At 66.8% G+C, this 15,157-nt stretch carries 13 protein-coding genes; 3 read left to right on the forward strand and 10 right to left on the reverse strand.

The genetic code is table 11. The annotated features are described in order from the left end of the window. Positions 1-5: 5 nt before the first annotated feature. Both DFR52_RS09570 and DFR52_RS09575 read left to right on the forward strand, forming a co-directional pair. Positions 6-995, forward strand: a complete 990-nt coding sequence (locus tag DFR52_RS09570) for a substrate-binding domain-containing protein (RefSeq protein ID WP_110031705.1) — start codon at positions 6-8, stop codon at positions 993-995. A 205-nt stretch (positions 996-1,200) separates the two neighbouring features. Continuing rightward, positions 1,201-2,289 (forward strand): LacI family DNA-binding transcriptional regulator, encoded by a 1,089-nt coding sequence (locus DFR52_RS09575; RefSeq protein WP_245415265.1) that lies wholly within the window; start codon positions 1,201-1,203, stop codon positions 2,287-2,289. Between the two features lie 119 nt (positions 2,290-2,408). On the opposite strand, the gene DFR52_RS09580 is transcribed toward DFR52_RS09575, so the two are convergent. The 10 genes from DFR52_RS09580 to DFR52_RS09625 form a co-directional block, all read right to left on the reverse strand. Further along, the gene (locus DFR52_RS09580) at positions 2,409-2,609 is read right to left on the reverse strand and encodes a YgaP family membrane protein (protein WP_110031706.1); all 201 of its coding nucleotides are present in this window, start codon (positions 2,607-2,609) and stop codon (positions 2,409-2,411) included. A gap of 180 nt (positions 2,610-2,789) precedes the next feature. After that, complete coding sequence (locus tag DFR52_RS09585; RefSeq protein ID WP_110031707.1) at positions 2,790-3,884, reverse strand: DUF1513 domain-containing protein; 1,095 nt, start codon at positions 3,882-3,884, stop codon at positions 2,790-2,792. Further along, positions 3,884-4,975 carry an imelysin family protein gene (locus DFR52_RS09590; RefSeq protein ID WP_110031708.1) on the reverse strand — a complete coding sequence of 364 codons (1,092 nt, stop codon included), beginning with the start codon at positions 4,973-4,975 and terminating at the stop codon, positions 3,884-3,886. Before DFR52_RS09590 ends, DFR52_RS09585 begins: the two co-directional genes overlap by 1 nt. Further along, complete coding sequence (locus DFR52_RS09595) at positions 4,972-6,579, reverse strand: di-heme oxidoreductase family protein (RefSeq protein ID WP_110031709.1); 1,608 nt, start codon at positions 6,577-6,579, stop codon at positions 4,972-4,974. Before DFR52_RS09595 ends, DFR52_RS09590 begins: the two co-directional genes overlap by 4 nt. A 137-nt stretch (positions 6,580-6,716) precedes the next feature. Further along, positions 6,717-7,991: an imelysin family protein gene (locus DFR52_RS09600; RefSeq protein ID WP_110031710.1), complete on the reverse strand. Its 1,275-nt coding sequence runs from the start codon at positions 7,989-7,991 to the stop codon at positions 6,717-6,719. 13 nt (positions 7,992-8,004) lie between these two features. Next, a complete protein-coding gene (locus tag DFR52_RS09605; RefSeq protein ID WP_110031711.1) occupies positions 8,005-8,532 on the reverse strand; it encodes a hypothetical protein in 528 nt (175 codons plus the stop codon). A 168-nt stretch (positions 8,533-8,700) separates the two neighbouring features. Continuing rightward, positions 8,701-9,381: a type 1 glutamine amidotransferase domain-containing protein gene (locus DFR52_RS09610; protein ID WP_110031712.1), complete on the reverse strand. Its 681-nt coding sequence runs from the start codon at positions 9,379-9,381 to the stop codon at positions 8,701-8,703. 1 nt (position 9,382) lies between these two features. Next, positions 9,383-10,438 carry an NADP-dependent oxidoreductase gene (locus DFR52_RS09615; RefSeq protein WP_110031713.1) on the reverse strand — a complete coding sequence of 352 codons (1,056 nt, stop codon included), beginning with the start codon at positions 10,436-10,438 and terminating at the stop codon, positions 9,383-9,385. Positions 10,439-10,510: 72 nt separating this feature from the next. Then, positions 10,511-13,141 carry an outer membrane protein assembly factor BamB family protein gene (locus DFR52_RS09620; protein ID WP_110031714.1) on the reverse strand — a complete coding sequence of 877 codons (2,631 nt, stop codon included), beginning with the start codon at positions 13,139-13,141 and terminating at the stop codon, positions 10,511-10,513. Positions 13,142-13,357: 216 nt separating this feature from the next. Continuing rightward, a complete protein-coding gene (locus DFR52_RS09625; protein WP_110032047.1) occupies positions 13,358-14,272 on the reverse strand; it encodes a dihydrodipicolinate synthase family protein in 915 nt (304 codons plus the stop codon). Between the two features lie 101 nt (positions 14,273-14,373). Here DFR52_RS09625 and DFR52_RS09630 point away from each other — a divergent pair, with 101 nt between their 5' ends. Continuing rightward, complete coding sequence (locus tag DFR52_RS09630) at positions 14,374-15,012, forward strand: GntR family transcriptional regulator (protein ID WP_110031715.1); 639 nt, start codon at positions 14,374-14,376, stop codon at positions 15,010-15,012. Positions 15,013-15,157: the final 145 nt, after the last annotated feature.

Consider the following 15,157-nt stretch of genomic DNA (forward strand, 5'->3'; position numbering starts at 1 on the left):
AAATCATGAAGAAGCCAATGCTTGCAATAGCCGGAATGGCCGTCATCGCGGCCCTCGCCGGAGGGGCGCACGCCGCCGACAAGAAGATTCTCGCCGTCGTCGTGAAGGGACTGGACAATCCGTTCTTCACCGTGATGGGGCAGGGCTGCGCCGACTGGAACACCGCCCACGCCGATTCCGAATACGAATGCCTCTACACCGGCCCGGCGCTAAGTTCGGACGAGGCGGGTGAAGTGCAGATCGTCCAGGACCTGATCAACCGCGGCGTCGCCGGCATCGCCATTTCACCCTCGAATGCGCCGGCCATGGCCAACATGCTGCGTTCGGCCGCCCCGTCGATGCCGATCATGACGGTTGACGCCGATCTGCTGCCCGCCGACAAGGACCTGCGCAAGACCTATTTCGGCACCAACAACTATGACATGGGCGTCGGCATGGCCACCGAGCTCCAGAAGCTCAAGCCGGAGGGCGGCACGGTCTGCCTGCAGCTCGGCAACGTGGCGGCGGCCAACATCAACGAGCGCGCCGCAGGCTTCCGCGACACCATCGCCGGCAGCAAGGGCGTCGATCGGCTGAGCGACACCAATGGCTGGACCGAGATCGACGGTTGCCCGGTCTTCACCAATGACGACATCCCGACCGCCAACCAGCAGATGGCCGACGTCTTCACCGCCCATCCGGACCTCACCGCCTTCGTTCTCGTCGGCGGCTGGGCCCAGTTCGGTCCGCAGGCCTATGCCCAGAATACCGACCAGGTGATGGACAAGCTCAAGAGCAAGGATCTGATCATTCTGGCGGGCGATACGCTGCCGCCGCAGATCCAGGCGTTCCAGGAGGGTCGCAGCCATTTCCAGATCGGCCAGCGCCCCTATCAGATGGGCAATGAGGCGCCGGATATCCTGATCACCCTGATCGACGGCGGCACTGTCGAGGATCCGAAGTTCACCGGCCTCGACCTGTGCACGCTCGACGATCCGGGTATTTGCGCGAAGTAGAACTCCCGTCGCGCAATGGAACGGACGCGCTCCCGTGCGTCCGTTCGCCCGGAATGGCACCGGTGCCCCGCGCTTCTTGCTTGTGCAAGTCTTTGCAATAATTGTACGTTTGAAGAGAAAGTCACAGATGTCGGTATGAGTCCGATTCGCATCACGAGTCGGGCATATCGCGATTGTGCGCGTCCGTTCTGGAAGACAAGTGAAGATGACTGACAGCAAAGTGGCAAAGAGATCCGGCAGCAAGTCCAGCACCCTGCGCCGCCGGGTGACAATGACGGACGTCGCCAAGGCCGCCGGGTGTTCGCAGGCGACCGTCTCCTTCGTTCTCAACCGCACCGCCGGCATGAAGCTGTCGCAGCAGACCCGCGACCGGGTGCTGGAGACGGCGCGGACGATGGGATATCTGTCGCCCACCTTTCCGGTCAAGGCCGCAAGTCCGGCGCAGTTTCCGCTGATGGATGGCGTCATCGGCTTCGCCGTGGACCAGCTCGCCACGAGCCCTGAGGCGGTCGTCGCCATCGAAGGCGCCCGCCAGGCCTCCTGGAACGCCGGCAATGTCATCCTGGTGGCGCAGACGCTCTGCGATCCGGACATGGAGCCGCGCACGCTCAAGGCGCTGACATCGCAGGGCATATCGGCGCTCATCTACATGGCGATCTTCACCCGAGAGATCGTCGTTCCGGACTACCTCAGGACGGTCGATATCCCGGTGGTGCTGCTCAACTGCTACACCGCCGACCATGCCTTTCCGGCCGTGGTCCCCAGCGAGATCGCCGGCGGGCAAAGCTCGACCCGTCATCTCATCCGCCACGGCCACAAGCGCATCGCCACCATCACCGGCGAACCCTGGATGGAGGCGGCGCAGGACAGGCTCAAGGGTTACCGGCGGGCGCTGGCGACGGCCGACATTCCGTTCGATCCGGATCTGGTGGTGGAGGGTGACTGGTCGGCCAGCGCCGGCTACGCGGCGACCGTCAGGTTGCTGGCGCTGGCGGAGCGGCCGACGGCGATCTTCTGCCAGAACGACCGCACCGCGATCGGCTGCTACGAGGCGCTCAAGGAGGCGGGGCTGTCGATTCCGGAGGATATCTCCGTCATCGGCTATGACGACGAGGAAATCGCCCGCCACATGCACCCGCCGCTCACCTCGTCGATCCTGCCGCACCGCGCCATGGGCATGTGGGCGGTGGAACGCATCGACATTCCGGCCACCGGCGCCAGGCGGCACCCGATCACCAAGCTCGAATGCCCGCTGGTCGAGCGCGCTTCCGTCGGTCCGCCGCCGGCGCGGTGAATTTCACGTCGTCGGAGGACGAAGCGACAACTCAAGGACCTGCAGCGCGTCCGCGATTGAATGAACCGGAATCGCTCGCGCCGGCGAAGGGACGATCGCAGCCGGCGCCGTTGGGCCTCCTACAGGGCGCAGCCCGGCTTGACGCCGAACCGCTTGAAGATCGCCGCCGCGGGGCAGAAGCCGGTGAACGCGGTCTGCAGCAGATTGGCGCCGATGAACGCCGTCAGCCAGACGAACAGGGGTGAAACCCAGACGGTGAGCGCCACCGAGACCAGCACCATGGCGCCGGCAAACGCGAAGATCAGTCGATCCATGTTCATGTCATTCTCCTATCCAAGATCATTTATATATGGAGATATGAATGTAATGCGGGATTGGCAAGGGGCAGAGCGCGGGAAGAGAAAGAATCTTCGCCTTTGCTGCCGGAAGCAACCGGCGGCATGCGGCACGGCGTGCCCGAGCGGCGCTGGCAACCTGCGGCGTTGATCCGCTGCCTGCCGTCAGCCCCGCGCGACTGCGATGTGGTTGTCGAAGCCGATGTCGAGCCGGGCCTCGGCGAATTCGCCTTCGCCGGTCGAGCGGATGAAGCCGGCGCCATGGGGCGCCACGCCGCAGACATTCCTGATCCGGAGCTCGTCGACGATCCGCCCGCTGTCGCCCTCGAAGCTGATGGCGACATTGCCGCGCGGCGAGGTGATGGCCACCAGGCCGCTCGTGGCGTTGCATTCGATCGAGCCGACATAGCCGCGCAGGCTCACCAGCGGCTCCTCGGGCAGGTCGATCAGCCTGAGCGCCGACAAGTCCGCCGAGAGATGGCCGACCAGCTGGTGCACCTGGGTCGCGTCGCCCTGGTTCTGGCAGGCGAACCACACCCGCCCCCTGCCGTCGCGCGCCATGTGGCGGAGCGACAGCTGGTGCAGCTCCGGCGCCAGCGCGTGGCGGGCGACGAGCGCACCGGTGGCGATCTCGATCACGGCGATATTGGGCTTCATGGTGGCGAGATTGAGCTGCACCCGCTCCATGTCCGGATGGGTCTCGATGGCGCCGTTGGCGATCACCATGTGCCGGCCGTCGGGCATGATCTCGATGTCGTGCGGGCCGACGCCGTGGCTTTCGAACTCGCCGATCCGGGTCATGCGGTCGGCGACGTCATAGATGCCGATCATGCCACGGGCGGCGTCGAAATCGTTCTCCGTCGCATAGACCAGCCGGCCGCCGAGCGAGAAGGCGCCGTGGCCGTAGAAATGCCGGCCCTCCGGCGAGGATATCGTCAGCGGCGGCGTCCTGCCGGCGGGGTCGAACTTGACGGCGAAGGTGCCCGGCCGCCGCGCGAAGGCGATGGCCGAGCTGCCGTCCGGCGCCATCACCACGTCGTGGCCGCGATCGGGCAACGGTGTCCTGTGCAGGATCTCGCCGCGTTCGGTCAGCATGGCGACGCCATAGCCGTCCCGGGTCATGTAGGCGGAGGCAAACAGCGCGTCCGAGCGCTCGAGGGCGCGGGCGGCCCCCGGGGCAAGCAGGCCCGCCACGCCGGCGCCGAACCCGGCGAGGAACCGCCGGCGGTCGATCAGGGGAGTGGGTGAGAAGAGGTGCATCAGTCGCCGTCCAGCGTGGAGAACCCGGAAATGAGTCCGAACATCACCGGGATCGTTTCCTTGAAATTGTCGATCAGACCCGTCAGCACGATGTCGCCATAGGCGAGGCGGTTGTACCCCGCCTCGTCCGTGGCGAGTCCGGCGATGTCCCCGGGTACCTCGGCAAACACGGCCCTGGCCTCGTGGAAGCCGAACAGAGTGCCGTCGAGCCGGCGCGCATCGCTGGCCGGAACAAGGTCCTGCAACTGCGCTGCCACGAACAGGCTTTCGAGGCCTTCGATGTTGCCGCCGAGCGTCCGGCCGAAATTGCCCGACCGCCAGAACAGCGCCGCCTTCGGCTTCATCGCCTTGCGGCTGTCCTGCACCACCGGCTCGAGCCGTTGCACGTGGATAAGCTCGATGCCGTCGCCGATCATCGTCAGGAGCCGGCTCAGCTGCTCGTCGCCGTCGCGAAACATCGGATTGAGCGCGTCCGGCTCGAGCCACAGCCTGGAGAATCCATCGGGATCGTTCCATTCGGCGGTGAACTGGCCTGCGATGTCTGAGACATTGTCGGCAATGGCGGCCGCGAAGGCGCAGCGCATCGGTGCGGTGCCCGCCGCAATCTCCTCGCTGCCGGTGCCGGCGAGCACGAAGTCGAGCGCGGGAAGGCCCTGCAACGCGACGCTCTTGCCGGCAAGCGCCACCGGATCGGTGACGCTGTCGTCGCCGGTGCGGATGGCTTCCTGCACCTGCGCCAGCCCGCGGCTGCGCCGATCCGGCCAGAACATCACGCGCTCGAGCCGGTTGTCGGCGGCAAGCGGGCCAAGACGGATGAACTCGACCCGGCTCCAGCTGTCGATCAGGTCGGCGAATGCCGCAGTGGTTGCCGCGAATTTTTCGGCGTCGGGCGCCGAGCAGAGCTGATGGGTGGCGGCGGCCAGCCGTTCGGCCGAGCCGGCGAACGCCTCGAAGCCGGGGCGGATCCCGTGGCTGATGACCCGCTCGATCACCTCGGAGCGGTCGGCGGCGGCATGCGCCGCGCTCCCTGCCGCGACGCTGAGGAAAACGCCCAGGCAGAGGGCGGCGAGAGAGAAGCGGGAATGGGTCACAGGCTCTCCAGATAGGCAAGCAGCGCGTCACGCTCGGATGGATCGACACCGGCAAAGCCGTCGCGTGCGGCCTGCGCTTCGCCGCCGTGCCAGAGCACGGCTTCGGTGAGGTTTCGGGCGCGGCCGTCATGCAGGAAATTCGTATGGCCGCTGACGGTCTCGGTCAGGCCGATGCCCCAGAGCGGCGGCGTGCGCCACTCCGTGCCCGAGGCAGCCCCCACCGTCTGTCCGTCGGCAAGGCCTTCGCCCATGTCGTGCAGGAGGAAGTCCGAATAGGGCCAGATCAGCTGGAACGACTGCGCCTTGTGCTCGGAATCGCGGCGGGTGACGAATTTCGGCGTGTGGCAGGAGGCGCAACCCAACTGCTGGAACAGCTGCTTGCCGGCGAGGACCTCCGGCCTGTCGACATTGCGGCGCTGCGGCACGGCGAGGTTCTGCGAGTAGAAGGTGACGAGATCGAGGACCGGATCGGGCGCCTCGACGGTTCCAAGCCGCGGCTGTACGCCGGTCGGCAGCGCCAGGCAGTCGGCCTGCCGGGCGGTGCAGTCGCCATGCGAATAGGGTGCGTCCGGCGTCGAGATGCCGATGTCGCCGGCAAAGGCGCCGGCGGTCTGTTCGCGGATGCGGGCATTCTGCGCCTTCCAGCCGAAGCGGCCGATCTCGAGTTCGCCCTTGCCGTCGCGCCGGAGCGCGATGCGCCCGGAAATGCCGTCGCCGTCGGCGTCGTCGGGGTCGGCCCGGCCGATGATGTCGGCGGGATGGATCGCCTCGATCAGACCCATGCCGATCATCTGCGGCGTCACCCGTGGCGACAGCGTGGTGCCCGGATCGAGCGGACCGTAGGCGAGGTTGTCAACGCCATAGCTGGGCCGGCGCAGCGAAACGGTCGAGCCGTCGCCGAGGGTGACCGGAACCTCGGTGTACTCGACCGTCATCCGGCCTTCGGAGGCAAGTCCGGGCACGGCGAGATCCTGCAGCTGTTCGCCATAGGTCGGGTCGGGAATGGTCAGTGCCACATAGGAGGCAAGGGCGGCGCGCTCGGCATCGCTTGTCGCCGGCCGCGCCAGCCGGAAGAACATGGTGTTCGCCTCGCCGTCCACCGGCGGATGGCCGCGGCCGTCCTTGAGGTGGCAGCTCTGGCAGGACCGCGCATTGAACAGCGGCCCAAGCCCGTCGGAGGCCTGCGTGGAGGAGGGCGAGGAGACCCATAGCTTGCGGAACAGCCCGTCGCCAAGATTGAAGTCGCGTTGCTCGGCGAAGCTGAGATTGGCGGAGAAATGCGAGAAGGCCGACCGGTTGGGCAATTTGGTCGATGTCGCCGCGCCTCCGGACATCGCTTCGAACGCCTCGGCCCTTGAGAAATCCGTGGGCGGAGCAGTGATCGCGCGCACCCGCGCCAGATCCTTCTTGCTCAGGTCCGTGCGCACGGTTCCGAGCTTCGACGGCGCGGGGGTTTCCGGCTCGACAGTCGGCGAGGTCACCTGGCCGGGCGGGTGAAGCCGTGCCGCGCCGGCATCCGCGGGCTGGCCGGCGGCGGCCACAGGCAGCGCCGCGACCCAAAGGGCAGCAAGGGCCACAATTCCTCTCCGGCCTGGGCGCGTCATTGTCTGTCCTGTCATTGCAAATGGCCCGCGCCTTTCGGGCGCTGGCCATCTTTACGGTCTGGCGGCCTCAAAGACCATGCGGCGAAACCGCCGGATCGGCCGGCGCCCCGCCCGGGCGGGGACTCCGGCCGGAAGGCCTACTGGAAGACCGCGTTGGGGTTGTCCAGGCTGTCGGAACCCTCGAAGGCGGCGGTGCCGAGATCGAGCGTGGCGATGACGCGCTCGATCGAGCGGGTCTGGTCGACCAGGCCGTCGATGGCCGCCTGGACCACGGCATTGCCCTCGGCATTTCCTTCGCCGATCATCTGGTCGTAGGCTTCCACGGTTTCCGAGCGCTTGGTCATCACGTGCATCAGCTCGACCGACCCGGCGAGCTTCGCCCTGAGTTCCTCGTCGAGCGCCGCATCCTTCCCGGCCACCAGATCGGAGACCGAAGGTCCGCTGAGCTTGCTGCCGTCGATGCGGGTATAGCTGCCGGTATAGGCATCGGCGATGCCGACCGTGTCGTAGAGATTGGAATTGGCCGTATTGTCGGAGAAGCAGTCATGCTCCTCCTCCGGATCGTGCAGCAGCAGGCCGAGCTTCATGCGCTGGCCGGCCAGTTCGCCGTAGGACATCGAGCCCATTCCGGTGAGGATGGCGACCATGGCGGCCTTCGGGTCATCGGCGAGCGCCTTGCGAGCGGCGCCGGCTTCCTCCCAGTTGCCGACCATCTCGTCGAGATCGGCGACCAGCAGATCGACGGCAGCCTTCAGATAGGCGGCGCGGCGGTCGCAATTGCCGTTGCTGCAGCCTTCGCCGACGACGTAATCGGTGTAGGGACGGTTGCCAGCGCCCGGGCCGGTGCCGTTGAGGTCCTGGCCCCAGAGCAGGAATTCGATGGCGTGATAGCCGGTGGCCACATTGGCCTCGACATCGCCGGCTTCCTGCAGCGTGTCGGCGAGGAAGTCGGGCGTGATGACAGAGGCATCGACCGGTTCGCCATTGATGATGACCGAAGGATTGGCAATCACGTTGGCGGTGTAGAGCGCGTTTTCGTCGTTCTCTGCGCCGTAGGAGGCATCGACATAGTCGATCAGGCCCTCGTCGAGCGGCCAGGCATTGACCCGTCCTTCCCAGTCATCGACGATGACATTGCCGAACCGGTAGACCTCGGTCTGCTGGTAGGGCACGCGGGCGTCGATCCAGGCAGCGCGCGCGGCCTTCAGGCTCTCCTCGCTCGGTTGGGCGAGGAACGCGTCGATCGCGTCCTTCAGCGTTCCGGCCGTGGTCAGCGAGTCGGTGTACTTGGCCAGCGCCACGTCGGCATAGTGCGAAGCCACTTCGGCCTGCGTCGGCGCGGCCTGGGCCGGCAGGACCAGCGTGCTGGCGCCGCCGAGCAGCGCGAGTGCGAATAGGGTGGTGCGTGTCATTGATCTCTCCCCGTCAATGCAATGTCGTCCCCGAGCGCATCTCTGCGGCGTCCGGATGACGGTTCGGTGAAAGCACCCCTTCCAGGGCACCGGTCGGTATCGGCATCAGCGTCAGCCCGCGGCCGCGCAGCAAGAAGGCATAGGCTCCGGCCGAGAATGCCATCTGGTCGGCGCGGGCAGGGTGGGCGATGGCGCGCAGGCAGACAGCTGTTGCTTCGTTGTCGTCATGCTGAAGGCCGGAGACGATTCCCAGGATCAGGGCCTCGTCCCGGCACAGCCCGACGCATCCGCTCGCCATCATCCGGAGCGGGCAGCGGGCGCACAGGCCGGCAATGCAGATGAAGTCCTGGAAGGCGGAAAGCACCGGCCCGGCATCCCGGGGACCCAGAGCGGCGTCATAGAGCGTGGCAAGTGCCTCGACGCGGTCCGGCGAACGCTGAGACAGGCCATGGGTCCAGTGGCGATACCCCTCCAGCACCAGCCGTTCCGGCGGGCGCGCCAGATAAAGTGCTGCAACGGCCTTGATGTCCTGTGCGTCCACGGCGGGGCTCTCTAAACATGAATATTTAAATCATGTTTATGGCCGGAGAAAATTCGTGTCAATGCGCGAAGTCCAAAAAAGCCGTCGACAGCCGGGCGCCGCATCCGGCCCGGCGCGGCGGCGGCCGGGTCGCGAAGTCAATGCCCTCGCAACCCGACCAGCCCCTCGTCAGTGTCCGAGCAGCTTGAGCAGTTCCTGTGCTGCGGCTTCCGACGACGCGGGGTTCTGCCCGGTCACCAGCTTGCCGTCGACCAGTACGAAGGAGCCCCAGTCCGGGCCCTTCTCGTAGCGGCCGCCCTTGGCCTTGAGCATGTCTTCGACAAGGAATGGCACGACCTCGGTGAGGCCGACCGCTTGCTCTTCGGTGTTGGTGAAGCCGGTGACCCGCTTGCCGAAGACCAGGGGCTTGCCGTTGGCGCCCATGGTGTGGCGGAAGACGCCGGGCGCGTGGCAGACCGCGCCGATCGGTCGATCGTCCGCCGCGAAGGCTTCGATGAGCCGCTTGCTGTCGGCGCTTTCGGCCAGGTCCCACAGCGGGCCGTGGCCGCCCGGATAGAAGATCGCATCGAATCCGTCGGCCGTGACGTCGGCAAGTGTTGCGGTCGAGGCCAGTGCCTTCTGGGCGTCCGGATCGCCCTTGAAGCGGCGCGTCGCGTCCGTCTGGGCGTCGTCGGCGTCGCTCTTCGGATCGAGCGGCGGCTGGCCGCCTTTGGGCGAGGCGAGCGTGACCTCGGCGCCCTCGTCCTTGAGCGCATAGTAGGGGGCAGCGAACTCCTCGAGCCAGAAGCCGGTCTTCTCGCCCGTGTCTCCGAGCTTGTCGTGCGAGGTGAGTACCATGAGGATCTTCATGTCATGTTCCTGTGTGAGTTGGAGTGGTGGAGCCGACACGGATCACCCGCTTGCCGAAATTCTCGCCCTTGAGCAGGCCGATGAAGGCCTCGGGCGCCGCTTCCAGCCCGTCGATGATCTCTTCGCGGTAGACGATCTTGCCGGCTCCGATCCAGGCGCCCATCGCCTTGGCGAATTCGGGATAGAGCGGGGCGAAGTCGTTGAAGATGATGAAGCCACGGACGGTCAATTGCTTGCGCAGGATCTGCCCCATGAGCCAGTTCATCCGGTCGGGACCTTCGGGCAGGCTGGTGGCGTTGTACTGCGAGACCAGGCCGCAGACGGGCATGCGCGCGCCGGTGTTGAGCTGCGGGATCACCGCGTCGAGCACCTTGCCGCCGACATTCTCGTAGTAGACGTCGATCCCGTCCGGCGTGGCTGCCTTGAGCTGTGCCGCGAAATCGTCGGCCTTGTGGTCGAGGCACGCGTCGAAGCCCAGGTCCTTGACGGCGTAAGCGCATTTGTCCGCTCCGCCGGCGACGCCTATGACGCGGCAGCCGAGGATCTTGCCGATCTGGCCCACCGTGGCGCCCACAGGGCCGGTGGCGGCGGCCACGCAGATCGTCTCGCCGGGCTTCGGCTTGCCGATCTGGGTCAGGCCGGCCCAGGCGGTGAAGCCGGGCATGCCCATGATCCCGAGCGCCCAGGACGGATGCGCCGGCTCGCGGCCGAGCGAGGTGACGCCGGTGCCGTCGGAAAGCGCGTAGTCCTGCCAGCCGTTGAAGCTGAGAACCCAGTCCCCCTCGCTGAACGCATCGAGATTCGACCTGACCACCCTGGCCACCGTGCCGCCGACCATAACGGCATCGATCTCCACCGAGGCCGCATAGGACTTTGCGTCGCTCATCCGGCCGCGCATGTAGGGATCGAGCGACAGGAACTCGGTGCGAAGCAGCATCTGGCCGGGGCCGGGCACGGGAACATCCACGGTCTCGAGCCGAAGGGTGTTCGCGTCCGGCTCGCCCTTCGGGCGACTGGCCAGCACGAAGCGGCGGTTGTGATCGGGGGATTGGGTCATGGGGATTGGTCCCGGAAATGAGGGCGCGGCCGGAGGCCGCGCGATTGAATCGGAGCGCGCGAGGGGCGCCGTCTAGTTCGGCAGGGCGTAGGCGATGATCGAGTCGCCCGCCTTGGTGCCGGTCGACCCGTGTCCACCGGCGACCACCACCAGATACTGGCGGCCATCGCGGCCGAGATAAGTCGCCGGCGTCGCCTGACCGCCGGCCGGCAGCCGCGACCGCCAGATTTCGGCGCCTGTCTGCAGATCGTAGCCCCGGACGTAATAATCAAGGGTGCCCGACAGGAATGCGACGCCGCCCTTGGTGACGATCGGTCCGCCGATGCCCGGGACCCCCATTTCGAAGGGCAGCGGCACCGGCGCCAGGTCGCGCACCGTTCCGTTGACGTGCTGGTAGACCGTCTTGCCGCTGGTCAGGTCAACGCCCGCGACATAGCCCCAGGGCGGCTGCTGGCAAGGCAGGCCGGTGGGCGAGGTGAATGTGCCCATCTTGGCCGCAAAGGGCGAACCGAGATTCTCGTTGAAGACGGGCTGACCCTCCGCGGTCACAACCCGTGTGGTGTCGTCCGGGCGCTTGATCATCTGCGAGGTGAAGGCGAGATAGACCGGCATGGCGAACATCACCTGCCGCTCGGGATCGACGGCGACGCCGCCCCAGTTGAAGGTGCCGAAATTGCCCGGATAGACGATGGTGCCCCTTTCGCTGGGCGGGGTGTAGCGGCCCTCGTAGTTCAGCTGGTTGAAGCGGATGCGGCAATAGAGCGTGTCGAGCGGCGTCGCCCCCCACATGCTGGCCTCCGTCAGCGGCTTGGGATTGAACGAGATGGTCGAGATCGGCTGCGTCGGGGCGGTGGTGTCGCCCTCGACGGCGCCGGCAGGGGCGGGCGCCTCGGTCACCGGCAGGATCGGCTCGCCTGTTCGGCGGTCGAGCACGAAGATCTCGCCCTGCTTCGTCGGCTGCACCAGCGCCGGAACGGCCGCGCCGTCGATGGTGAGGTCGATCAGGCTCGGCTGCGCCGGAACGTCCATGTCCCACAGGTCGTGGTGAACCGTCTGGTAGGTCCAGCGCAGTTCGCCGGTGTCGGCGTCGAGCGCGATCACCGAGGACGAGATTGCCTCCACTTCGGCGCTGCGGTTGCCGCCATACTGGTCGGGTGACTGGTTGCCCATCGGCAGGTAGACGAGGTTGAGCTCGGGGTCGTAGGACGACACGCTCCAGGAATTGGGCGCGTTCTCCGAATAGGTCTCGCCTTCGGCGATCGGCGCAGTCTGGTCGGGCTTCTTCGAATCGAAGTTCCACAGCAGTTCGCCGGTGTAGACGTCATAGGCTCGGATGACGCCCGAGGGCGATGTGGTGGAGGCATTGTCGTTGACAGTGCCGCCGACGATCACCGCCCTGGCGGTGACCACCGGAGGCGAGGTGGAATAGGCCGAGCCCGGGGTGATGTTGGGCATGTTGGCCCAGAGGTTGACGGTGCCGTCCTCGCCGCCGAAGCCCGGGCAGATTTCGCCCGTCTCCGCGCTGATCGAGATCAGTCGGCCATCGGATGTCGGCACGAAGATGCGGCGGATGCAGTCCGCTCCCGGCGCTGCGGCCGGTACGGAGGCCGGCTCGCGCTCGACCCGTGGATTGGGCGCGGACGGCGCGGCCTGGCCGGTGACGACATTCTCCGCCACGCCGGCGGCCTCCGTGGTCACGCCGGCTGCGCTTTCGTCGGCCAGGCGTGCTTCGCCGGCCGGTGTCTCGGTCGCCTGGGGAGTCCCTGCCGCCGCCGGCGCTGCGGCGGTTTCGGTCGTATCGGCTGCAATGGGGCCGGCGCCGGCCCCGGTGGCCGCAGAGCCGGTATCGGTCAGTGCGGCCCTTGCGGCATCGCTGGCGCCGTCGAAATAGCTCACGCCGCGGCAGGTCATGTGCTGCGTCGTTGCCGTCGGCGGCTGCTTGAGCAGCGGGTCGAAGCGCCATTTCTCCTCGCCCGTCACGGGGTCGAGCGCGATCACCGTCGAGAACGGGGTGCACACATACATGGTGTCGGCGACCACCAGCGGCGTCACCTCATAGGTGGTTTCCACCGGGTCGGTGTCGGCGTTCCGGACCTGTCCGGTCTGGTAATGCCAGGCGACTTGCAGGTCGGCGACATTGTCCGGCGTGATCTGGCCGAGCGGCGAATAGCGCCGCCCGTACGGGGTGCGGCCGTAGGCCTGCCATTCGCCGTCGGGAACGCCGGCGGTCTTAATCACCGGGCTTTGCTGCATGCGCTCGTCGCTGAAGGCGCCCGCGGTGTCGTGGGGCTGCTCGCGCACGGCAAAGGCAGCCACCAGGCCGGCGATGACGATTGATGCCGCAAGCGCGGCGCTCGGCAGTCCGTAGCGCCGGCGCGGCATGCCCTGCGGATGCAGCGAGCGCACCACCGGCGGTATCATGAGGACGATGCCGATGATCACCAGCAGGGTTCCCCGTGCCGACAGTGCCCACCAGTCAAGACCGACTTCCCAGACCGACCAGGCGAGTGTCACCACCAGGGTGGCGGCGTAGAGCGCAAGCGCTGCGGGGCGTCGTGTCCAGAGCAGAAAGGCGCAGGCCAGCAGCGCGAGCCCCAGGGCGATGAAAAACCACGACCCGCCGAGCCATGCCAGCCAGATGCCGCCGCCCCCCAGTGCCAATCCGATGACCATGAGGATGATCGACATGAGGGTGGTAAACATCAGCGCAGTCCTAAATTGATTTTGAACAATCACGCCCAACCGACCTGTGTCCGGGGAACAGGTTCGCGCGGCATGGCGTGCCGTGCACTCTCAACGAATGAATGAACGAAAGGTTCCGTGATCGATGGGCGGCGGCGGAAAAAGACCGTCCGCGCGCCGCGACGCGCGAAGCGCCCCCGCGGAGAGGGCGCTCCGGGTTCGGCAGGGGCGGTCCGCTCAGGCGGCGGCGCTGGCCGGCAGGTCGAGCGGCAGGGTCGGGCGGCTGGCGAGCGCCTTTTCGACGATGCCGCTCACCCGGGCGCGCTCGGCGCCCTGCAGCGGCATGCGCGGCCCGCGCACCCGGTCGTTGGACTTGATCGCGATGGCTTCGGCAAGCTTGATGTTCTGGACCAGATTGGTGGAGACATCGAGGTCGAGCAGCGGCCGGAACCAGCGGTAGATTTCGCGTGCCTCGTCGAGGCGGCCGGCGAGCACCAGGCGATGGATCGCCACGGTCTCCTTCGGGAAGGCGACGACGAGGCCGGCGACCCATCCATGCGCGCCCATCACCAGGCTTTCCATCGCCAGGTTATCGACGCCGGTGAAGACGTCGAAACGGTCGCCGAAGCGCGAAAACACGTCGGTGATGCGACGGATGTCGTCGGTGGATTCCTTCATCGCCACGAAGCGCTTGTCGCCGGCAAGTTCCTCGAACATGTCGAGCGTCACGTCGACGCCATAGGCGACCGGGTTGTTGTAGACCATCACCGGCCGATCGCCGGCCTCGGCCACGGCACGCAGATGCATGAGCGTCTCGTGCGGCGCCGACTTGTAGGGCACGCCCGGCAGCACCATGAAGCCGTCGGCGCCTGCGGCGGCCGCATCCCTCGCGCGGGAGCCTGCCCGCCGCGTGGCGCTTTCACAGATCGTCATCAGCACCGGCTTGCCGCCGGCCACCGACCTGGCGAGCTTGAGAATTTCGATTTTCTCCGATGGCTCAAGCGTCATGGCCTCGCCCAGCGAGCCGCAGACGATGATGCCGTCAACCCCGGCCTCCATCTGCAGGCCGAAGCAGCGCTCCATTTCCGCATGGTCGAGCTCGCCATCGGTTTTGAATTTGGTTGTCACGGCCGGAAAAACACCACGCCACATCTGCAAGCCCTCCATCTGGAATTGATATATCAGCAGGATGTCGAGCTTCTTGCCTTTTGTCAAGTCCTGATATATCAGTTGGACAGTCATCAGGAGCAGTCATGGAACCGACGCAATCCCACGCCCATGCAGCCTATCGCGATCTCGAGCAGCGTATCGTCACGCTGGACCTGCGCCCGGGCATGAGTGTGACCGAGCGACAGCTCATCGATCTCGTCGGACTGGGCCGCACCCCGGTTCGCGAGGCGCTGCAGCGGCTTTCCTGGGAAGGCCTGATCGAAATCCGGCCCCGCTCCGGAATCCTCGTCACCGACATCAGGCCGGAGGACTACCAGCGCGTGATGGAACCTCGCCTGGTGCTCGAGCCTGTGCTGGCGGCCAGCGTCGCCCGCCATGCGGACGCCGGCCACCGGCAGCGCCTGGCCGTCATCATCGACGCCATGGAGGACGCGGCAAGCGATGGTGATGTCGAGAGTTTCCTCAAGGCCGACAAGGCTTGCGACGAGGTGCTCGCCGATGCATGCCCCAATCCCTTCATCACCCGTGTGCTGACGCCTCTGCAGACCCATTCGCGCCGGCTCTGGTTCCGTTTCGGCGCCGCGACCGGTCCCGCCATCTCGGCCGGCCTGCACATCGCCGTGATGCGTGCGATCTGCGCGGCCGACGAGCCGGCGGCGGAGGCCGCCATGCGCGCGCTGATGCGCCATCTGCGCGACGAGGCCGCCGGCCATTTGCAATAGGTGCTGCAGAGCCTGCAAAATCCGGCCGGTCCGGCCATGCTGGCCAACATCTCCCGTTCGCAGTCCGGACCACGACGCGCGTCGGCCCTCTCGGGAGCCGGTCGATTCAATTCTCGATGGGTTCCGCGCATAAATCGGACCGGCA

The organism is Hoeflea marina (assembly GCF_003182275.1).
Lineage (GTDB): Bacteria > Pseudomonadota > Alphaproteobacteria > Rhizobiales > Rhizobiaceae > Hoeflea > Hoeflea marina.

Coding starts and splice junctions, on each gene's coding strand:
- DFR52_RS09570 (WP_110031705.1), top strand. CDS start 6: ATGAAGAAGCCAATGCTTGCAATAGCCGGAATGGCCGTCATCGCGGCC.
- DFR52_RS09575 (WP_245415265.1), top strand. CDS start 1,201: ATGACTGACAGCAAAGTGGCAAAGAGATCCGGCAGCAAGTCCAGCACC.
- DFR52_RS09580 (WP_110031706.1), bottom strand. CDS start 2,609: ATGAACATGGATCGACTGATCTTCGCGTTTGCCGGCGCCATGGTGCTG.
- DFR52_RS09585 (WP_110031707.1), bottom strand. CDS start 3,884: ATGCACCTCTTCTCACCCACTCCCCTGATCGACCGCCGGCGGTTCCTC.
- DFR52_RS09595 (WP_110031709.1), bottom strand. CDS start 6,579: ATGACGCGCCCAGGCCGGAGAGGAATTGTGGCCCTTGCTGCCCTTTGG.
- DFR52_RS09600 (WP_110031710.1), bottom strand. CDS start 7,991: ATGACACGCACCACCCTATTCGCACTCGCGCTGCTCGGCGGCGCCAGC.
- DFR52_RS09610 (WP_110031712.1), bottom strand. CDS start 9,381: ATGAAGATCCTCATGGTACTCACCTCGCACGACAAGCTCGGAGACACG.
- DFR52_RS09615 (WP_110031713.1), bottom strand. CDS start 10,438: ATGACCCAATCCCCCGATCACAACCGCCGCTTCGTGCTGGCCAGTCGC.
- DFR52_RS09620 (WP_110031714.1), bottom strand. CDS start 13,141: ATGTTTACCACCCTCATGTCGATCATCCTCATGGTCATCGGATTGGCA.
- DFR52_RS09625 (WP_110032047.1), bottom strand. CDS start 14,272: ATGTGGCGTGGTGTTTTTCCGGCCGTGACAACCAAATTCAAAACCGAT.
- DFR52_RS09630 (WP_110031715.1), top strand. CDS start 14,374: ATGGAACCGACGCAATCCCACGCCCATGCAGCCTATCGCGATCTCGAG.